Below are 21,939 nucleotides of genomic sequence, written 5' to 3'. Positions count from 1 at the left end.
CCGAACTGCTTTTTTCTATGCATCGTGATGAGCTTCGTGGCCCTCACGTTGACTCCGACGTCGAGCTACACCAGATTCATAAGCCGCTTCCATCACAGCTTCTCTGACTTTCTCAACAACCGCATGGTTGAATACGCTCGGAATGATGTAGTACTCATTGAGCTCGTCCTCACTGACAACATCTGCAATTGCCTTAGCTGCGGCAAGCTTCATTTCTTGCGTAATCTTCGATGCACGGCAGTCCAAAACGCCGCGGAAGATACCTGGGAAACAAAGTACGTTGTTGATTTGATTAGGGTAATCCGAACGTCCTGTCGCCATGACGCGGACATAAGGCTCCGCTTCCTCTGGGGTAATCTCTGGCGTTGGATTCGCCATCGCGAACACAATCGGATCTGCAGCCATACGTTTCACATCTTCTTGTTTAAGCACGCCTGGTCCTGATAGACCGATGAAAATATCGGCACCTGAGATAACATCCGATAACGTTCCACGTTCTTCTTTCGGATTCGTGTTCGCCGCATACCAATCCCAAGCAGAATTCGTATACGTCTCTCCACGCACAATCGCTCCCTGACGATCTACACCAATGACATTCGTAACACCAGCTGAAATCAGCATTTTGGTACATGCAATACCAGCGGCCCCGATACCAGTGACTACAACCTTACAAGATTCCAACTGCTTGCCTACCAGCTTAACCGCATTGAGCAACCCAGCTAGAATGACAACGGCCGTTCCATGCTGATCATCGTGGAAAACAGGGATATCAAGCTCATTAATCAAACGTTCTTCAATTTCAAAACAACGAGGCGAAGAAATATCCTCCAGGTTAATTCCGCCAAAGCCTGGTGCAATTGCTTTTACAGTACGAATAATTTCTTCCGTATCTTGCGTGTCCAAACAAATCGGGAAGGCATCTACGCCTGCCATTTGCTTAAAGAGCATCGCTTTCCCTTCCATGACAGGCATCGCCGCTTCGGGACCAATATTACCAAGGCCAAGAACGGCCGTACCATCCGAAACAACAGCAACCGTATTTCTTTTAATCGTCAAGGAATGTGCTTTACTTGGATCGTCATGAATCGCCATACAAACCCGGGCAACGCCTGGGGTATATACGCGGGACAAGTCGTCCCGATTCTTAATCGGTACTTTAGGGGTCACTTCAATTTTACCGCCCAAATGAAGCAGGAAGGTCTGGTCTGACACGTTGATGATGCGAACACCTGGAATGCCCTTTAGTACTTTTGTAATCGTTTCCGTATGCTCGGGATCACTAACTTTGACTGTAATATCACGTGTTGTCGTCGTTTTGCTAGCTCTCGTGACGTCAATCGCCACGATATCTCCGCCTGCATCGCCAATCGCTGTTGCAATTTTACCAAAGGTTACGAGTTCTTTATGTATTTCCAGACGCACGATGACACTTGTGCCCCCGCCATTTAATCCTGCCATATAAGGATCACTCCTACGAAAAATAGTTTAATTGACCACATGTTGAATGATAACATACAACCTATTGCAATCAAAGCACTCGTCCAAAAGACTTCTTTTGCACACTGATAGAGACTTTTTATGGTTTGTAGATCGATCGGAGCCGGCTAACACCTTGCCTGATCTCGGCTTCCGTCAAATGAGCAAACCCGAAGCAGGCTCCCGCTCTCCCCGCAGGTAGCGCGTAGTTCCCTGCGTCCGTCCAGGTCACGCCGGCCGCGCGGCACGCAGCCGCATACTCGTTGTAGGAGCGCAGGTCTCCGCGCCACCAACCGAACAGATGCAACCCGCTGTCGCTGTCCACCCACTCGAAGAGGGTGGACAGCTGCTCCTGCAGCAGCGCCTGCAGGAGCAAGAACTTGCTCGCGTACACCCGCCGCATGCGGCGCAGGTGTCGCTCGTAGCCGCCGCTCGCCATGAAGGCGGCGAGCGAGCGCTGTTCGAGCAGCCCCGTTGGGTGCGGCTCGTATAGCCGCTTCGCGGCTGCAAATGCGTCGTGCAGCGCCTCCGGCAGCACGACATAGCCGATGCGCAGGTCCAGCAGCATCGTCTTCGAGAAGGTGCCGATGTAGACCACTCGGCCCTCTTGGTCCAGTACCTTGAGCGGCTCGATCGGCCGCCCGCGGTGCCTGAACTCGCTGTCATAATCGTCTTCGACGATGACAGCTCCTTGCTCCGCCGCCCAGCGCAGCAGGAGCTGGCGGCGCTCCAGCCCCAGCACCGCCCCCGTAGGGAATTGGCGGCTGGGGGTCACGAACAGCAGCCGCGCGTCCCACGGCTGCGGGATCAGCCCTTGCTCGTCCACCGCCGCGTGGACGGGCACCCCGCCAGCCGCCAGCACCGCGCGGCTGGCGCCTTGATACCCGGGGCGCTCCAGCACCACGGGATCGCCCGGGTTCACGAGCAGTTGGGTCAGCAAGGCGATCGCCTGCATCGACCCATTGACGATGACGATGCGCTCCGGGAGCGCATCAATCCCTCGCATCCGCCTCAGGTGCAGCGCGATCGCTTCGCGAAGCGCATAGTTCCCCTCGGCGATGTGAACGTCCTCATGCGGCGACTCCGTCATCCGCCGCACTTGCTCGTACAGGCCGCGGTTCCATTGCTCCCGCGGGAACAGGTCCATCTGCGGCCGCGCCACCACGAAAGCGATCTCCGCTTCTGCGAACTGACCCGCACGCTCTTTCGCTTTCCTCGACTCACCGCCTCCACCGATCTCGGCTTCGTTCACCCTAGTGCCCCATGCCGACAATTCAATAGTCTTCCCCGTCTTCGCCACAGGCATCACTTGACCGTCAGCGTAAACGACGAAGGTTCCCCTTCCAATATCTGCCTGCAAATAACCCTCGGCAATGAGCATATCATACACTTGATTAACTGTACCCCTAGAAATGCCAAGTTCATCAGCCAATTCTCGACTAGATGGCAATTTGGTCGACATCTTTAGCTTATTTCCGACGATCTCATCGCGAAGCGCGTGGTACAAAGCTGCATATTTACTTGGGTATCTGGTGAGATACGCTTGAAAAGGTAAATAGATAGCCATCCAACCACCTCTTTTCATCATAATTGGTACATATAAATTAAGTCATATTGGTTCTTTTTATTAATCCAATCATACCGTATGCTAACTAAAAACACATTACATTCATTCGTAAATAAGGAGAAAATGAACAATGAATCTACAGCCACCTATTCTTGAGGGAACACGCGTTACCCTAATTCCCCTGCATGCATCCCATATTCCTGGCCTGACGGAAGCCGCAAATGACCCAGCTATTTGGACGAACATTATGACACCCCTGCTGAGCGCAACGGAAGTCACCACATTTGTTGAACAAGCGCTGAAGGAGCAGGAAGCAGGACAAGGCATCCCTTTCAGCGTGTATGACCGGCTTACCGATACGATTGTCGGCAGTACGCGACTCTTTGATATCTCCGTTCCTCATCGGAATATGGAGATCGGGCATACTTGGTACAATCCTAGTGTTTGGCGCTCACGCGTGAATACCGAATGCAAATATTTGTTGCTTCGCTATTGCTTTGAATCTCTGAACTTGCTTCGTGTTCAAATCAAAACAGACCTTCGCAACGAACGCTCCCAAGCAGCTATTGCCCGTTTAGGAGCCCAGAAAGAAGGTGTCCTCCGGCAACATCGTGTCATGTATGATGGATATGTACGAGACACCGTCATGTACAGTATCCTCGACAAAGAGTGGCCTCAGGTCAAGCAACGATTAGAAGGCTTTTTGGACAATTAAACCGAGGGCAAGTGATGGGCATCTGTTCTTCCCTGGCACTTGCTTCTTCTTTTTTATCATTTCGCAGAAAATTTATGGAGCGCAGTGACGTGCAGGTGCGAAAGTGATATAATAACTGGGAAAAAATGAATCGCTCATTGGAAGGAATGACCCAATCTTATGAATCCTTTGGCAAGTCAGTTAAACGAGACCCTGCAACGTGAAAATTCTCACGTACATGACATGCTTTCCGCATTAGGTAAATCGATTTACTTCCCGAAAGAAGGCATTCTCAGCCAATCGGCTGAAGCGAAGACCAAAGCTAAGAAATTCAATGCAACCATAGGTATTGCAATCGAAAATGGTCAGCCTATGCATCTGAAGGTCATTCAAGATACACTCTCCACTTACAATCCTAAAGATATATATGAATACGCTCCACCAGCTGGTAAGCCTGAGCTCCGTACTGCTTGGCGCAAAAAAATGCTCGAAGAAAACCCAAGCATTGGCAACAAGCTCATCGGCAACCCAATTGTAACGAATGCGCTGACGCATGGTTTAAGTATCGCTGCTGATCTTTTTGCAGACGTTGGTGATGCTGTTATTATTCCTGATAAAAATTGGGAAAATTACGAGCTCACTTTCGAGATTCGCCGCGGCGCCCAAATCGTGAACTACCCGCTCTATAACGAACAAGAGCGCTTTAATTCCCAAGGCTTGCGCGATGCACTTCTCGCTCAAAAATCCAAAGGAAAAGCGATCGTCGTTCTGAACTTCCCGAACAATCCAACAGGCTACACGCCTGACGCACAAGATGGCAATGCCATTGTTGCTGCGATTCAAGAAGCCGCAGAAGCTGGCATCAATGTCGTTGTCCTTACTGACGATGCTTACTTCGGTCTTTTCTTCGAAAATTCGTTGCATGAATCCTTATTCGGTCAATTAGCTGACCTGCATCCTCGTGTGCTTGCAGTCAAAATCGATGGAGCAACCAAAGAAGAATACGTCTGGGGCTTTCGTGTAGGCTTCATTACGTATGCGGGTCAAAGTAACGCGCTTCTTGATGCACTCGAAGAAAAAACAAAGGGAATCATCCGCGCAACCATTTCCAGCGGACCGCATCCTTCCCAAACTTTCGTGCTTCACGCTTTGAATTCACCAGAGTTCAATGCACAGAAGCAAGAGAAATATGAAATCATGAAAGGCCGCGCGAACTGTACAAAATCCATTTTGGACAGCGGTAAGTTCGACGACGCATGGGGTTACTACCCGTTCAACTCTGGATATTTCATGTGCTTGAAGCTCAAAACCGTTGATGCTGAAGCCCTACGCCTACATTTATTGAATCAACATGGTGTAGGTACAATCGCGCTAGGCGAGACAGATCTTCGCGTTGCCTTCTCTTGCATTGAAGAAAGCAACTTGGAAGAGTTATTCAACCTCATTTATCAAAGTGTTAAAGAAATAGAGACGGTTGCCGCGAGCAAATAAGGCGAGCACCACGAAGAGCACCTTATAACCATTTGGTTAGAAGGTGCTCTTTTTTATGCAGAACCTTTCGTAGTTGTATGATATATACAACAAAAAGACGTTCGATGGACTCATCAGAACGTCTTTTCTAGAATGGATTCGCTCATAGATTTATCGAGCATTGCGGAGGTGGTGCGATTACGAAGGTGGAGCTGCTTCGCAAATATCGACAACTCCCTACCTCCACTTCGTTTTCGTCAAACCCAGCAACAAGTCCCCCGCCAATCATTTTGCCATCCAATAAAACCATGATGTATGTTCCAAACAACATCGCGTTCGTAAAATCTGCATCTCGATGAATAATGTCCATAGTCCCCCTCTTGAAATAAAGCTTACATAACTAGTTCTCTTAACTAGTTCTCTTAGCGTGCATCTTTTCCTTTTCTTGGATGCAATTAAATGCTTACTTTGAAGCTACCCTCTGCAGCCTCATCGCTGCGGGCAATATAAGAATTACGACTGCGGCTAACACGCTTAGCGCAACAATCCGGTTGTTCAACAGTAGTTGAACAGCTAAGGAAAGCATGATGCCTCCCAAGTTGCCAAACAACAGCAGTAAGCCTGTAACAGCGCCGACGAACTGCGGATCGGATTTGGCCTCTGCTAGGGACAGCATCACAGGTAAATCAGCAAGCAGCAGAAAACCGCACACAGCCAACAAGCTAATGAATAACCATTGTGGCATGCCAACTGCGAGCCCGACCAGAAGCAACACGCTCGCCACAAGTGAGCAGAGCACAACCGTTCTCGCGCGCTGACCATGCATCGCCCACCGTGGCACCACTGCAGCGCCGGCAATGCCTGCTGCAGTCATAACCCCAATGCCAATGCCCACTTGCTGGGCATTGTAGCCGATCGCGCTGGCCAGCACTTCAAGCCATGTCGCCAGCGTAATGAAAATGCCGAAGCCTGCGAACAGGAGCAGGCTGAATAGCCGCACCCAACGCTGCGACCAAAGGATCGCAACCGCGCGTAAACCCAATGCGCTGCTCGTATCCGCAGCCGCTGCCTCAACCTCAAAGACCGGCGCACGTCGCAGCGCCAACCCCATTGCCACGGCGGCAATTACGCTAATGCCTCCTTGCGTCCACAGAACAGCCGGCATGCCCTGCCATGCCATCACAAAAGGAACAGTAACCGTCGATACCAAGATACCGACGAATAAACTTGCCGTGCCTGCCGCAATGGCATTCGCTCGTTGCTCAGGCCGCACATAGAGCACAGCTAATTTGTTCACTGCATTGAGTACAAGTGGCTGTCCAATAGCAATCACAAGCTGCCCAATGAGTGCAAATTCGTAGCCAGGTACGATGCGAATAAGCGCTCCAACTGCCGTCAACGCACCCCCAATGAGCAACGATCCGCGTAACCACCGGTCAGCGCCCAGACCAAAAGGGATAGACAGCAGCACGTAGACAAGCGGGAATACGAGAGACAACCAGCCTACGGCATCGATAGAAACCTCCCACTCACGGGAAGCAGCCGTCGTTATGGGGGTGAAGGTTACCCACAGCAGCTGAGTTACCGCCGCAAGCAAGGCGTACGCTGCAACAACCGACCAGCGAGAACGAGACGTACTTGAATTCACCATGAGGACACCTCCCATTTGCTTATCAATCTATCCAGTCACACCGAATATCTTTTCTAGATACCCGTTCAGCAGGATGCCATCCGGGTCCAATTCTTCTCGAATACGGCAAAATGGCTGCCATTTGGGATATCTTTCAGACAACTCGGATGAACGCAGCGAATGCATTTTGCCCCAATGTGGCCTGCCGCCGTGTTGCAGGAATATGTCCTCCATCGCTGCAAAATAGTCCTCATGCGACATTCCTTTGTACATATGAATGGCAATGTAGGCAGAATCACGCTCGAACGCTGGGCTGAGCCAGATGTCATCGCCTTTCGCAAACCGGCACTCGATTGGAAAATGAACGTTGTACTTGTTTTTCGTCATCTTCGCACGCATTTCTTCAATGACCGCTGGCATGGCCTCTGCTGGTAGATTATATTCCATCTCGTTAAAACGAACGAGTCTTTGCGTGGCAAACAGTCGATGACTGTAATCGACTTTGCTGCCCACAGGCACTTGCGATGCGGATAGTCGACTCACCGTCTGACTGAGCTTCGGAACCTTACGGCATAATTCGGACAATAGACCGAAGAGGGTATTTTCGAGAAGTACATCACCGATGTAATCACGCACCTTACGGCTCGTCACCGCTTGATCCGTCGGATTCATGAATTTGAGCTGACAGGGGTCCGCATAAGGGAACCAATAGAATTCAAAATGTCGATGCCCGCCCGCTATTTCTGGCAGCTCCTGCAAGCATTGTTTCAGCGGCATTCGCTTACTTTCGTACTTCATTTTATAAATAGGTTGAAGCCTGAGCGTGACTTGCACAATAATACCCAGCGCGCCAATGGAAATCTGCATCGCTTTAAACAAATCTGGGTGCGTCTCAGGTGTGCATGTGATAACATCGCCAGCCCCCGTCACCATCGTCAATCCCACCACTTGCGTGGCAATGTTGCCGAACTGTTGGCCAGTTCCATGGGTCCCCGTACTGATAGCGCCAGCAATCGACTGTACATCGATGTCACCCAGATTCTCCTGTGCCAGCCCTTGGTTGAACAGCAGTTCCCCAAGCAGCTTGAGCTTCGTGCCTGCCCAAACGGTCGCAGTCTTGGCCTCCGTATCTAACGCCACTAGGCCTTGCATTCGGTCTAGCGTAATCAGCACATCATTGGATGCTGCAATTGGCGTAAACGAATGTCCTGTACCGACAACCCGCAGCCTGCGTCCTTCTCGTCTGCATAGCAGCACAGCCTCGGCCACCGCTTCGATGGAATCCGGATAGAGCACCGTCTGCGGCGAAGCCTGAACCATACCTGACCAATTCGTCCATGTCCCTGATTGGCTTCTCATAAAAAACACGCCCCCATACCGCGATACGTTGGATATGTACTTACAATGCTGCCCTGCGAAACGGCATATAGCACGAGGAATCGCTCACATAACTCCCCTGCCTTCGCATGACGGAAAAACACCGGATCGCCCAGCTCCAGCTTAACTTCCCCGCGCACCCGCAGCGGGGTCTGCACTTCACCTGCGCCCTCCAATGCCAATAGCTCCAGACCTTCAGGCAAATACGGCTTTGGTCGTTTATCTGCCCCTGTCGGTCCCGAGGCCGTATAACCGCCGCCCATGCAGGTCACGATGTTCGGCTGTGGACGACGTACAACCTCTACCGCATACCCGGCAGCAGGCTTATAACGAAAGGAGACGTAATTGTCGAACAAGCCTGGCGAGTAAAAGCCTGACCCTGCGGTGATCTCCGTCACCCACGCTTCTTCCCGTGAGCTGTCCATACTTCCTGTCCCACCCGCATTGACGAAACGAAGTTGGACGCCCATCTGACTTAACCTTAGTGTAACTTCTTCTCTCCACTTGGCGGCTTTGCGGATAGAGGATTTCTTCAACCTGCGGATTAGCACATTCTTCACAGCTTGCCCAGGGGCATTATCACCAACACCGGCAATCTGCGCCTCGTACCCCATAATGCCGTCCAGTCGCAGCCAGTTGGCCTTAACGATGGCTTCCGCAATAGGTCGTACATGCTCCCAGTTGGTCAACGGCGAGCGATATACACCAAAATGCAGCCCAGGAAAATCAGTCGACATATCGATGTCGAGACAAACGGGTACAGTTACTTGCAACTTCGCTGCGAGCTGCTCTAAGTGCTCAACATGCTCGATACAATCGACCATGAACGTAATCGTTTTGCCTTCGCCAATAAGTGAAATCACATCGGTCAGCGCCTCAGCCTGCCATTGCGGATAGCCCAGTAAAAGGTCATCAAAACCATCGCGGGCTAAGAAAGCTGCCTCATCCGCGGTGTAGCACATAATCCCCTGATACACATGATCAGCTGCCAAAATACGGCGAAGTACCTCGGGGCAGCGAATCGATTTGCTTGCCACCCGAATCTTTTTCCCCCCTGCTTCCTGCGCAATGTCCCTGATGTTAGCATCCAACAAATCCAAATCTACGAATGCGAATGGCTTCGGTACATCCTTGAAAATCTGTTTATAGTACTCGTAGGATCCTAACATGAGACTTACCTCTTCCTCTTGAGCCGTATTATGGCTTAGTCAGCCTGCGAATGATTTTCAACCCCATTTTACTGGAGGGATAGCGAAAAGGAATGTCAAACATCGTCGTCTGTTTCAATATACTTTTCATATGCGAAAATATGTGAAAACTCATCTCGCCATGATAGCTGCCCATCCCACTCTCGCCTACGCCGCCGACAGGTAAATGTGTGGAACCAAAATGCATCAATGTATCATTGACACAACCGCCGCCGAATGAAATACGCTCAAGCAAGGCATCTTGCACCTTTTTATCCTCCGAAAAAACATATAGGGCTAGCGGCTTCGGCCGAGCTTGGATCAAGCCCACCACTTCATCGAGACTGTCGTAGGTTAGGATTGGAAGAATAGGTCCAAAAATCTCCTCTTGCATAACTGGCATATCCCATGTGACCGCTTCTAGCACAGTTGGTTCAATTTGCAGCGTCTGGTCATTAGCGTCTCCACCGATAACGACCTTCCCGTCCTTCATAAAATGCTGCAATCGCTCATAATGACGGCGTGATATGATTTTGCCATACTCGGGGCTTAGCAGCGGCTTATCACCATAGAAAGATTGGATAGCCTCTTGCAAATAGGCCAGCAGCTTATCTTCCACGCTCCGATGCACGAGCAGATAGTCTGGAGCGACGCAGGTCTGTCCCGCATTTGAGTACTTCCCGAAAGCGATACGCTGTGCGGCCAGCTTCAATTGCGCATCATGATGGACGATGCATGGGCTCTTGCCTCCAAGCTCCAATGTCACACGCGTGAGCCGCTTCGACGCCGCTTCCATCACTATTTTTCCGACCGCAACGCTGCCCGTAAAAAAGATCTTGTCAAACGGCTGCTCCAGCAGCTCACTGCTGGCTTCCACGCCGCCTTCCACAACAGCTATATACTGCGGTTCAAATGTTGCCCGAAGTAGCGAGGTCATCACCGCTGACACCGCTGGTGCCAGCTCGGATGGCTTCAATACTACCGTATTTCCTGCAGCAATGGCTCCTACTAGTGGATCAAATGCCAGCATAAACGGATAATTCCACGGTGCAATGATAAGTGCCGCGCCCAGTGGTTCTGGGATCATGTAGCTGCGACTCCCCGAATGCGTCATCGGAGTTTTCACTTTCTTCGGCTTCATCCAACGTTTCAGATGCTTGATGACATGTGCAATCTCTTGATAGACAATACTTATTTCAAACGCGTACGCTTCCTTCTCACTTTTATTCAAGTCGGTGCGAAGTGCTTGGATAATCTCAGATTCCCGATCAACAATCGCTTGTTTCAGCTTTCGGAGCTGTGCAAGCCGGAAATCCAGTCCACGCGTGGCACCGGTGTGATAATACTTTTTTTGCTGCTCCATCAATTCACGTATCGCCATTAGCTCTCCCCTCTCGGACATTGATATCTCATCTGTCTATAATTATGTCGTTATTTGTAAACGCTTACAATTATCCATTTTATAATAATGCTTAATCTCATTATTTTAACACCCCTATCCCTACAGTGACAATATCACGATACCCGCTATTTTGCTCTCCATCCCATTTCCAATAGGAAGAAACGCGGCTGCTCCGCCTTCGGAAAGGCAGAATCTAAAAAAGATGCGAATACGCATCCTTTTCCAGCCAATTCCTCCTTTTTATAGAGTTTCGGTAAAAAAAGATGTATTTTCCCAGCAATTCTGCAATAAACGGTCCATTCTCCTTAAAAAGGATGTATTTTTGCAGTTCTCTGCTCCTATCGAGATGTGCAAAAAGCCCTGATTGCTCAAGGCTCTTCGCAATTGACTATTTCACTTACTGAAGCGTTGCTTCTTCTGCCAAAGCCGCCGTATCGTTCGTGTTATCCCACATGTAAGCTTTCAGGTAGTGACCACTCACAGAAGCAGGTGTAGATAACGTTGTAGTAAATGTTTTGTTATCGTATTTATTCACAACGGCTTCTTGAATCGTGTAAGACACGAGTCCCGTTGGTGAATATAAGGCGAGAATTAATGTCGCGCTGATCTGCTTCTCCGAGGAATTGATCACTCTAGACGAAGCCGTAATGGCACTGTTCGCTGAGATCGATGTTATCGTCTGACCCGCTGTATTCGTAAATGTTGGCACATCTACCGTCAATCTCGGTCCAACAATAACTTCAGCTGCATTACTCACTAGCGTATTGCCGCCAAACGTAAAGTTCGCGTGGAATTGCGTTGCACCGCTCGCATTACCGGTGATTATTCCACTGCTTAAACCGGCAATCGACGGATTATCCACGGTGTAGGTAAGCGCAGCACCATCTGCGACGAGATCCAACGATTGCCCCAGGTTATCCATTCCTGTGACTGTGTACGTGGTAGTTTCCGCTAAACGCAGTTGCAGCTTTTTCGTCGTTAACTGGACACTCACGATATCATCTAAGCCAAACGTGCTCTCATAGACGAATTTTAGGGCATCCGCTGCCACTTCGCCGTTGCCCGTATCATTCAATTGCACATAACCTGTTGTGCCTGCGCTGAAGCGATGAATACCGAGGGGAACCCAAGCGCCGCCTTTTACGCGTTGATCGACCGAGTACGCTTTGGAGCCGCCGGCTCCGCTGACCGTATAGTTTGCATTACCAGCCCGCGAAGTCGTTCCGTCCGGCAGGAAGTAGTACACTGTATAATATCCCGTAGTCGGGATCGTCGGTGTCCATTTGACCGTACTCGATCCTGAACCTGCTGCGATACGATGGTAATCGTTATTATAAGCATTACCACCCGTAGCCGCCGTCCAGCTTCCTGTCCGAACAGCTTGCGCATTATCAACCGTTACGGCCACCTTCGTTGTTGCGGATACGGTAGCGCTAGCTGCAGAAGCATTCCAGTTTCTATCTTTCGCCTTGATATAGAAACTGTAGGCCGTTCCCGGTGTCAAACCTGTCACTGTAGCCGTATTAGCAGCGATGACCGAAGTCAGTACCTGATTGTTTGCTGCATTATAAATGTCGGCATCCAATGGAACACCACTTTCAACGGATGTCCAGGACAAGGATACCGTCGTATCGCTTTTGCCAGTAACGGTTACTACTGTTGGAGCGCTCGGCGCCACCACATCTGTGATTGTACTTGTTGGATGTTCGAAAGCCCCAATATCTGGTAACCCTGTGTAAATCGGATTGTTCCAGAAATCGCGAACTCCGTGATCTGCGACCACTCTTCCGGCACCGATGAGCGGGGAACTGGCATTCAATTTATACCCATCCACCGTAGTCATGCCGTCTGCACCTGTCCCTGGATTCACGAAACCAGGGTTTCCAACGAGATTGCTTAGACCTTGAGCAGGCGCAGGCTGACCATAGAACGCATTATTAATAAACCTTGGCAATGCCGCATACGTCTCCGTGGACCCTGTGACATAGAAAATATTGTTGATAAACGTGGCGTTGGCACTGTTTTTCATTTGGAAGCCAATTCCAAGGCTGTTATAGAACACATTATTGTAGAAAATAGTAGGGTCCGCACTGTTGATCGTGAAGCTATGCCAGCCATTTCGCTTATCATTCTGGCTGATGTTATATCGAAGGATGTTCCGCCCATTTTTCAACTGGTTCATATCCATGAAGAATCCGCCTTCATTCTCATGGCTATAATTATATTGGAAAATATGATCACCCTGCGCTTGAATGTCCGTGTCGAAAGCCGTTGAATCGGAATCATTTTTAATCTCCGCATTCACTCTTCCCACTTCATTAAACTGCACGAGCGCTTGATTCGTTCGCCATACCCAGATGCCAGCAATCCATTTAATACCAGGTGCATAGGCACCTACATCCAAGGTGACATTATGCTCGATAAGTGGATTGTTGGTTACCGCGATAATAATGCCATCCGCACCGTTATTCATAATCGTATTGTTTCGCACCGTGATATTCCTATTAAAATACGTCGTATCACTGGAGTGCCCCGCCATGTTAATCCCGATCGTTACCAGATCATGAATGTAGTTATTCTCAATCGTTAGCCCATCGTAATAAGCCTTCGGCTGAGTAGGTTCCCACTCCCAACCATCGATTTGAATACCGGCGTTGGAATTTTTGTTCACCCCTTTATCCTTGCCATCTGTCGTCGTCGTTGTCGTCTCGCCGGTCAAATTCATGCCCGTCACATCATGGATATCCATGTTGCGGATCGTGATGCCCCGCATTGGACCGTTATGAAAAGCTTTAATCCATATCCCGTTCCGGCGATAGAAGCCGGTCAAGTAATCGTCGGGATCAGCCGCTTTAAAGTTCGTTAACTCCAGATCCTGCAACGTAAAATACTGAATATTCTCCAATTCAATCGCAGCATAGGCGGCATTGCCATTGATGATGGGTTTGACTTCCCCGCCGTATTTACCCACAATAATGGGATTTCCCGAAGCACCCGAGTTTCTAAGCTTTAGCGAGCCTGTGTACGACGTGCCCGATTTGAACAAGATTTGATCACCAGGCAAATAGTTGGTCTTCGCGTTAACTTTAGTTAACGTTCTCCAAGCCGTTGTCGTACTTGTGCCGTTATTACTGTCGTTTCCATTCACAGCATCGACGTAATACGCCGTATTGTCAGCATAAGCATGTTCCCCTGGTGCGACTGCCACCCATGCTGTCATCAGCACGGCAGCTGAAAGCATAATCGAAAATATCCGCCCTACGATCCCTTTAAGCTTCATGGTTTCCCTCCTTATGAACTGCCGATTAGTTAATAACAACCGTCGTCACTCGCGGAATGCGTACGCCGTCTCCGCCAACCTTTACCGTGTAGGTGCCAGGGGAAGCTTCAAGTGCGCTTAGGTTGTGACTAAACGTGAAGTTTCCGGAGGCATTGCTTAGCGTTTGTTCAAAGTACACCGTGCCGCCTGCCGCATTTTTGACCGTCAATGTCATTAAGCGCGAATTCACTTGGGTCGTTTGCCCCGTAACTGTAAGGAGGTTCGAGCTATTGTTATAGCTGGCGGATAAACTCATTTCTGCTGTTGGTGCAGCAGCCTGTTCAAATGTAACTGTTCCGAATTGTCCTCTTGCCCGCTTGGCTGATTCGCCATTGGTCGTCCAACCCCATTGTCCACGACTCGCATAGCTGCCATCACTGAGCGCCGCGTTCAGAAGAAGCGCTTTCCCTTCCCAGGGATTCGTGATGCCAAGCGCATAAAGCGGTATGGCTGCTTCCATGGTATATCCTCTGCCATCGGCATCTCTCACGATTTCCATGAAAACGAGCGGTTTCGAATTAGCTCCTTGCGTATTCATATACCACTGGTAACCATTCTCAATACCGCTGCCTAGAACAAGTTGACGATCGCTTGGCAGCATCGTTCCAACTGCTTCCGGATGTTGTGTGAAATCCATATCCTCATCACCAAGGAAGAGTTCCAGCGCATCACCGTTCCAAATGCCTGTTCCAGTTCGGGTATTGTTCATCGGGGTCGGATCTTTGATTTTCGCTCCGAGGTAAAGCTTTTTATCATCATATTTCAGAAAAACATCTGCCCGATGTTGATCGCCGTTGTTATCCGTCAATCCTTGGATGCGTATCAACTCGCTGCCCGCCCATTCGCCGCTCGGATTGCCGTTTGCATCAGCCGACACGACACCATCCAGCGTGATTTCGGAAGCTGTCTTTTTGATCGTTACATCGTAATCCGCTGGGACCACAGGAATTTCTGCACCATAGCCGAAGGCAAGCTTCGTCATGTAAGGGAAACCGTTCGCAATATTGCCGGCCAACCTGACCCTGACATACTTCACTCCATTGGGCAAATAATTGGCATGCAAGGTGTCGGGAATACTATTATTGGCTGAGGACCCGAAGGCAGGATGCTTATAAATGCCAGACAAGTTATACAGCGTGAAATCTGTGCCGTTCGTCGAAGTCCAGAGCTCAAAGGCAGGCGTACTCGGTAGATTGGCGAAATAGTAGCCCTCGAGATAGGCAGATTTGAAATCTTTGCCGGATGGCGCTGCAAAAGTCATAGCTGTTGTAGCTACTGTTGGGCTAATTCGTTTTACATAAGACGTCGTATTGAACGTGCGAATCAGCGTAGACGTTGTCAACGGAACCACTTGTAAATTGCTCGTATCAACGCCGCTCACATACTTCGAGAAATCGACCATCGTATCTTCCACATAGCCGTCAATGCGAGCGAACGTTGAAAGTGAACCTTCAAAAGCCACTTGATCGACCTTGAAATCTGTCGCCGTTCCACTGTTAAATGCGGCTGTCGGCATTTTTACACGAAGGAACTTGGTGCCAGCCGTAATCGGTGATGCAGCGACATACGTGGCTTTCACATTTTGAACGTCGGACATGAGCTCAGGATGAAGCTTGCGTACCAGCGTCACTTTATTACCTTCGACGATTGTTCCTGTCTGGCTGTCGTAGCTCGCTTCATAGACGGATAAATCATCTAGTGGCGTAAAATTCATTGTCCATTTGTTATACGTCACATCAATGCCGAACGATTTGAAATCTTGCGCACCAGAATAATAAGTGAAATTGCCGGCAATTCCTGAAACACTTCCACTGCTTAAGGTAACACCGCTCTGGCTGTACACGAGATTAAGCTGATTGAGCGCATCCGTGATACGTCCTGTAGCATCAAAGGTAAGGACATTGCCTGGATAACGCACATAGACAGATGGGCTCAGCACAGGTGTACCCGTGAGCGTGCCTGCTGTTGCAACAGGCGTTACTTCAAAGAACAGATAGCGGTTCACATCAGCTGCCCCAGCCGTATAGGAAAGCGAGGTAGCGCCACTGATCACAGATTTACCCGTGCCGTCTGCGTTCGTCCCCCGATACCATTTGAACGTAGATGTGCCTTGCGGATTCGATTCTGCATCCCCATACGTATAACTGCCCGTTAACACTTGGCCGCTAAGCGGTGTGCCGTTCACCGTCACGCCAGTTGCGGTAGGCGCCTGGTTAGGTGGATCTGCCACAAATTTGCTCACCGTAATATTATCCAACTGAATCGTGCCTGATTGATAGCGATAGGAGGAGAACGTATAATCCGTCACTTCACTCGCTGCTTTATACAGCGCAACATTCGTTGCGGACGACATAGGCAAGCCGTCGATGGACACGCTGTATTGTTTCGTTGTCATATTCACGTCAACATGAATGTTATACCATTCATTAGCTACGATGCCTGACAGTACGGTCGATTTTAAATTACTACCATACCTGCGCGCAATCGTGCTTCCATTGAACAGCAGCTCCAACACTTTATCGCCAACGGCATCCTTAAGTAAAAGGAAGTAACCCTCGAAGCTCGAGCCCGTCTGCTTCGTCATGACCTGCATATCGACTGAGAAATCCGTCGTAATTGGCGCTGCAAACGTATACGTCGCCGTATTCGCCACGGAATTATTCGTTTCTGTCGTCGACAAATAGCCATTGCCAGCCGTATCTTGTGCAACAGAAACGAGATTTGCACCTGTCGTCGCCGTCCACCCTGCCGGTACTTGCCCGACTGTTGTACTCTCGAAGTCTTCTGACAACACATTGACTATCGCCGCATCTGCTTTAGGGATAACGAAAGGACAAATGCTGAATAGAAGCGTAACAATAAGAAGCATGGTTATTCTTTTCCTCATTTACGCACCTCATCTTTTAAGATAAATTTCAAGACTCTCCCCGCAGCACCTTATCTGCCACGGACTTCAGCATGGAATCATTCACAACTAACTGTGCCTGATCGGCTTGATCCTTTACGAATTGTTCAAACATAAGATCACTTAAATGGGCAGCTATGCGATCTTTCACTTCAGTGAGCGGAATGATCGCGTCACCCTCGTTCGTGCTAGAGGGCTTAGATGGGGATGATTTAGTATCCGATGACGGTTGCGTGTTTGGGAAAATATTCGCTCTGTTCACTTCTGTCCGCCTGAAATCATTCCGGTGTTCCTCATAGAAGGCTGAAATGTCTTGATCGCTAATCGCTGTTTCACTCGCTTTTTTCTTTTTTAAGTCCTCAAGTAATTGAGTCTGTCGCATCTCATGAAATACTTTCTCTGTGATTTGCTTTGGGCCATACACGGGTCTACCGCCCTCTACTTCCTTCTTTCTGCGCTCATTTTCGATCCGCAGCTCTTCCAGAAAAGTGGAATAGCTCGTATCTTTCAGCAGCCCGTATTGTACACCTAACGCTTGCTGAATCTTCCGTTTTACCAGTTGCTTTAGCACAGTCTGTGTTATTTTTTCCATGGGAATTTCGCCATTGTACGAATGATTCCAAAATTCCTTACTGTCTTCCGCTCCATACTTATCTTGAAAATACGCATAAGTCTTGGAGCGCTCAGCACCAAGCAAGGCGGAAAATTCTCTTGCTTCAACGGCTTCACCATTCACGGAGGCAACTTGAGCAGCATCCGAATATGGACGCTCACTGCGCATCATAAACCCTGACAATGTGCTTGCCAGAATAAGAATGAAACACCCTAAGCCGAATGCCAACATGCTGTTCCTCACTTTTTTCATCTACAAATGTCACCCCCTTTTTGATGAAAACGATTACAATACTATCTCATCCTAACAGTCTCCAATCTGCTCCTGCTATAGGGTTACATGACATGACTATCGAAATTGTCACCTTTTTAAGCTAGTATCTTACGTTTCACCTACATTTTTAATTGACAGTGGTTGAACTATAGTTATAGGGTATAAATTAAAGACATGGCTTTTGGGAGGGCGATCACATTGTCCGTAGAAATCAACGACTTCTTAGTACCTGATATCGGTTACTTAATATATAGAAAGTGCACACCAACCTGGGAAATTGCCAAAAATGAAATCTCATTTTGTGACATCACTTATGTCATAGAAGGAAGGGGCATCTATACGATTAATGGCATACAATACGAGGTGAAACGCGGTGATCTCCTTTGCATTCCACGTGGGAGTATTCGTATGGCCCACTGCATTGTCGATGACCTTATGAACGTGTACTCCGCTAACTTCAACATCTATGACATGAACGGACAACAGGCCGACCTGCCTCTTCCTTTACTGACGCACATTGGGATTAAGAGTGACCTCGTCGGACTCTTTCGCGAGCTATCCAATGCCTGGGTGCGTAAAGAAACCGGCTATCGAACAAAAACCAGAGGCCAGTTGCTCGTCATTATGCACCGATTGTATGAGTTGATTCTCTTTAAAAAAGACCCCACAAGATCCGACTATCGGGTGAAAAAGGCAATCAATTATATATCCGAAAACTACGCAAGCAATGTGACTGTCAAAGAGCTAGCTAATCTGGCAGGACTCAATACGGTATACTTTGGGGCACTATTTAAAAATGAAACGGGCATGCTGGTCAATCAATATTTGACACAAACAAGAATTAATCATGCAGAGGACATGCTGCAAAATGGCGAATGCAACGTAACCGAAGCTGCCGAGCGTTGCGGATATAGCGATCTGTCCCACTTTCGGAAGCAATTTAAGTTAATCAAAGGCTATTCGCCATCACAATGTCTCAGACATCAACCAGACTAGCATTTGCTAGTCTATTTTTTTTGCAAATAATATCTTTAATTAGGCCTAGTTAACTATAGTCAGACTATTGTTGAAAGGATTCATTCAATGCTAAATTCTTAATTAAGAAAACGCTTTAATTAACTAATAGAGGTGCTTCATGGATCACACACAACGAAAATATTCCGAATACAAGGCTTGGTTGCAGCCGAAATCCAGTCTAACACCTAAAGCTTTGCGAATCCGAGCAGACTTCGATTTAGATTTTATCCATCAAGAATGTCGCCTAGGTCTCAATCGCCTATGGGGGGAAATTAAAGAAAGTGCTGCGTACACGCTGCAATTAAAAATTGACGATGGCGCGCATGAGGCGTATTCGCTCACCCCACTGGCTAGTGGATTTGAAATCGCAGGCGGCAGTAAGAGGGGTCTCTTATATGGTGTGTATCGCTTCCTTAACCGTCTTGCCACTGGAGAAAGCATTGACCAGATTCATGAACGCTCCGCTCCCCAAGTGGACTATCGCATTATTAATCATTGGGACAACATGGATGGCCACATTGAACGCGGATATGCCGGTCAGTCTTTCTTTTTCGCTCATAATCAATTTGACTACGATGCAGAACGAATTACGGACTATGCCCGGCTCATGGCTTCTATCGGAATAAACGGAATTTGCATTAACAATGTGAACGTGAACAAAGTAAGCGCTGGTCTAATTGCTGAACCGCTGCTTTCTGACTTGGCTGATCTAGCTGCCCTGTTCCGACCTTTTGGTATTCGGTTAATGGTATCCGTACATTTTGACGCACCGATGATCGTTGGCGGGCTTACAACCTCTGATCCGCTGGATGCGGGAGTAAAGGAATTTTGGAGGGCGCAATCTGCGGTTGTGTACGATAAAATCCCTGACTTTTTAGGTTATGTGGTAAAAGCGGACTCCGAATTTAGGGGCGGCCCGGAGGCTTTCGGACGAACGCAAGCAGACGGTGCCAATACGATCGCCGCAGCGGTTGCGCCATTTGGTGGATTAGTCTTTTGGCGCTGCTTTGTGTATAACTGCCAGCAGGACTGGCGAGATGCGCAAACCGATCGCCCCATGGCGGCATACAAGCACTTTCAGCCACTGGATGGCGCTTTTGATCAGAACGTCATTCTTCAAATCAAAAATGGCCCTGTCGATTTTCAAACAAGAGAGCCCGTATCTCCTCTTTTTTCAAGTCTTACCAACACTCACGAGGCTATTGAGTTTCAAATTGCACAGGAGTACACAGGCCAGCAAATCGATCTGTTCAGCCTAGCTGTTCAGTGGGAAGAAATTTTGACAACGGAAGTTAACAAAGGGAAGCAACTGAGAGGCTTGTTTGGTCATGAAATCACAGCTGTGACAGCGGTTACAAACACAGGTAATAACATGAACTGGACAGGGAACACCCTTGCACAGTGCAATCTGTACGCTTTTGGGAGAATAGCGTGGAATCCTGATCTTACTGCGAAAGAGCTGATTCGTGAATGGATTCGGATTACGTTTGAAACCGATGAGCATGGAAGCCAAACGATCGAGGCTATGCTGCTGCAATCACGAGACATTTACGAGAACTACACAGCCCCTCTTGGCATTGGTTTTATGGTAAATCCAAGTAATCACTACGGGCCTAATGTAGATGGCTATGAGTTTTCACATTGGGGAACGTATCACAGAGCAGACTTTGAGGCCATTGGCGTCGATCGTACGTCCAAAGGAACGGGATTTACAACGCAGTATCCAGAGTCCCTGCAAAACATGTATGACCATATAGCAACGTGTCCGGAGGAACTATTACTATTTTTCCATCGCGTTCGGTACGACTACCAAATGAAGGACGGACGAACATTACTTCAATATATATATGACAGTCACTTTGAGGGTGCTCAGCAAGCGGAAGCCTTATTACAATCCTGGGAGACGCTGGAGAACCGCGTTCCACAGGAAGCCTTTTACTCGGTGAAAGAGCGGCTTAAACGTCAACTTCGCAATGCTCGTGAGTGGCGAGATCAAGTGAATACGTATTTCTATCGAAAATCAGGCATTGACGATGAAAAGGGAAGACAAATTTATAGGTAAGGCGGTGTAGATATGGTAATTACAAGTAAAAGTCAATCGTTCAAGTATATGAAACGTTATTGGATACTTTATGCGATGTTGATACTTCCGATGGCTTTCTTTATCGTGTTCCGTTACATCCCCATGGGTTACATTCAAATCGCATTCAAAAATTATAGCATCGTAAAAAGCCCGTCAGAGATGGCGTGGGCAGGCAACAATGGGTTTGAATATTTTATTAAAGCCTTTTCTAATCGTGACTTTCTTTATTCACTTCGAAACACCATCGGTCTTAACTTTCTAGACTTGCTGTTTGGCTTCCCTGCACCAATTATTCTCGCCATTCTCTTAAATGAACTCGCTTTTAAACGTTTTAAGCGGTTCACCCAAACCATCGTGTACATGCCGCACTTTTTATCATGGATTATCATTTCCGGTATGGCACTTCAGCTTTTAGCGCCGACTACAGGGCTTGTCAACATCCTGCTTAATAAGATTGGCTTTTCATCCATTCCGTTTCTGAATGAACCCGGTTATTGGGTCGTTACCTACATTTTGTTGGGCATATGGCAAAGCTGCGGTTGGAATACCATCATCTATTTGGCAGCTATTACTGGGATCAATCCCGAACTGTACGAGGCCTCATCGGTGGATGGCGCAAGCCGGTTACGCAATATTTGGCACATTACGCTGCCAGGACTTCGCCCTACGATCATTGTTATGCTGATTCTAAACCTTGGACGCATTTTAGGCAGTGATTTTGACAGACCTTACGCACTTAGCAATAAGCTTGTCACTGAAGTTTCTAACGTTATATCCATCTTTGTCTATAACAACGGTATTCGTGGCTTGCAATTTTCTCTCACCACTGCCGTTGGTCTATTCCAATCTGTCGTGTGCGTCATCTTTTTGTTTGCAGCCAACGCTCTGGCCAAAAAATTTGGCGACCGTGGCATCTGGTAGGAGGC

General features: G+C 48.5%; 15 protein-coding genes. 5 read left to right on the top strand and 10 right to left on the bottom strand.

Annotated elements, in window-relative coordinates:
* Nucleotides 1-15: 15 nt before the first annotated feature.
* The gene (locus J2736_RS25295; protein WP_310501369.1) at nt 16-1,458 is read right to left on the bottom strand and encodes an NAD-dependent malic enzyme; all 1,443 of its coding nucleotides are present in this window, start codon (nt 1,456-1,458) and stop codon (nt 16-18) included.
* Nucleotides 1,459-1,576: 118 nt separating this feature from the next.
* Complete coding sequence (gene pdxR, locus J2736_RS25290; RefSeq protein WP_310501368.1) at nt 1,577-3,043, bottom strand: MocR-like pyridoxine biosynthesis transcription factor PdxR; 1,467 nt, start codon at nt 3,041-3,043, stop codon at nt 1,577-1,579.
* Between the two features lie 130 nt (nt 3,044-3,173).
* Here pdxR and J2736_RS25285 point away from each other — a divergent pair, with 130 nt between their 5' ends.
* Nucleotides 3,174-3,758 carry a GNAT family N-acetyltransferase gene (locus tag J2736_RS25285; protein WP_310501367.1) on the top strand — a complete coding sequence of 195 codons (585 nt, stop codon included), beginning with the start codon at nt 3,174-3,176 and terminating at the stop codon, nt 3,756-3,758.
* 159 nt (nt 3,759-3,917) lie between these two features.
* On the top strand, nt 3,918-5,228 hold the full coding sequence (locus J2736_RS25280) for an aminotransferase class I/II-fold pyridoxal phosphate-dependent enzyme (protein WP_310501366.1): 1,311 nt from the start codon (nt 3,918-3,920) through the stop codon (nt 5,226-5,228).
* 142 nt (nt 5,229-5,370) lie between these two features.
* On the opposite strand, the gene J2736_RS25275 is transcribed toward J2736_RS25280, so the two are convergent.
* The 8 genes from J2736_RS25275 to J2736_RS25240 form a co-directional block, all read right to left on the bottom strand.
* Nucleotides 5,371-5,577: a hypothetical protein gene (locus J2736_RS25275; RefSeq protein ID WP_310501365.1), complete on the bottom strand. Its 207-nt coding sequence runs from the start codon at nt 5,575-5,577 to the stop codon at nt 5,371-5,373.
* Between the two features lie 93 nt (nt 5,578-5,670).
* On the bottom strand, nt 5,671-6,858 hold the full coding sequence (locus J2736_RS25270) for an MFS transporter (protein WP_310501364.1): 1,188 nt from the start codon (nt 6,856-6,858) through the stop codon (nt 5,671-5,673).
* Between the two features lie 27 nt (nt 6,859-6,885).
* Nucleotides 6,886-8,196 carry a D-arabinono-1,4-lactone oxidase gene (locus J2736_RS25265; RefSeq protein WP_310501363.1) on the bottom strand — a complete coding sequence of 437 codons (1,311 nt, stop codon included), beginning with the start codon at nt 8,194-8,196 and terminating at the stop codon, nt 6,886-6,888.
* Nucleotides 8,193-9,383, bottom strand: a complete 1,191-nt coding sequence (locus tag J2736_RS25260) for an amino acid deaminase/aldolase (RefSeq protein WP_310501362.1) — start codon at nt 9,381-9,383, stop codon at nt 8,193-8,195. The genes J2736_RS25265 and J2736_RS25260 overlap by 4 nt, the downstream gene beginning before the upstream one ends.
* Nucleotides 9,384-9,411: 28 nt before the next feature.
* Complete coding sequence (locus tag J2736_RS25255) at nt 9,412-10,803, bottom strand: aldehyde dehydrogenase (protein WP_310501361.1); 1,392 nt, start codon at nt 10,801-10,803, stop codon at nt 9,412-9,414.
* Between the two features lie 397 nt (nt 10,804-11,200).
* A complete protein-coding gene (locus J2736_RS25250; RefSeq protein WP_310501360.1) occupies nt 11,201-14,083 on the bottom strand; it encodes a golvesin C-terminal-like domain-containing protein in 2,883 nt (960 codons plus the stop codon).
* A 25-nt stretch (nt 14,084-14,108) separates the two neighbouring features.
* On the bottom strand, nt 14,109-17,009 hold the full coding sequence (locus J2736_RS25245; RefSeq protein ID WP_310501359.1) for a sugar-binding protein: 2,901 nt from the start codon (nt 17,007-17,009) through the stop codon (nt 14,109-14,111).
* Nucleotides 17,010-17,037: 28 nt separating this feature from the next.
* Complete coding sequence (locus tag J2736_RS25240) at nt 17,038-17,892, bottom strand: hypothetical protein (protein WP_310501358.1); 855 nt, start codon at nt 17,890-17,892, stop codon at nt 17,038-17,040.
* 219 nt (nt 17,893-18,111) lie between these two features.
* Between J2736_RS25240 and J2736_RS25235 the strand changes: the two genes are divergently transcribed.
* The 3 genes from J2736_RS25235 (at nt 18,112) to J2736_RS25225 (ending at nt 21,934) form a co-directional block, all read left to right on the top strand.
* On the top strand, nt 18,112-18,909 hold the full coding sequence (locus J2736_RS25235) for an AraC family transcriptional regulator (RefSeq protein WP_310501357.1): 798 nt from the start codon (nt 18,112-18,114) through the stop codon (nt 18,907-18,909).
* A 139-nt stretch (nt 18,910-19,048) separates the two neighbouring features.
* Nucleotides 19,049-20,992: an alpha-glucuronidase gene (locus tag J2736_RS25230; RefSeq protein ID WP_310501356.1), complete on the top strand. Its 1,944-nt coding sequence runs from the start codon at nt 19,049-19,051 to the stop codon at nt 20,990-20,992.
* Between the two features lie 12 nt (nt 20,993-21,004).
* The gene (locus J2736_RS25225) at nt 21,005-21,934 is read left to right on the top strand and encodes an ABC transporter permease (protein WP_310501355.1); all 930 of its coding nucleotides are present in this window, start codon (nt 21,005-21,007) and stop codon (nt 21,932-21,934) included.
* The last annotated feature ends 5 nt before the right edge of the window (nt 21,935-21,939 follow it).

This window comes from Paenibacillus qinlingensis (genome assembly GCF_031455095.1).
Lineage (GTDB): Bacteria > Bacillota > Bacilli > Paenibacillales > NBRC-103111 > Paenibacillus_E > Paenibacillus_E qinlingensis_A.
Note: the sequence above shows the minus strand (reverse complement) of the source record. Positions and strands in the feature narration are given on the sequence as shown.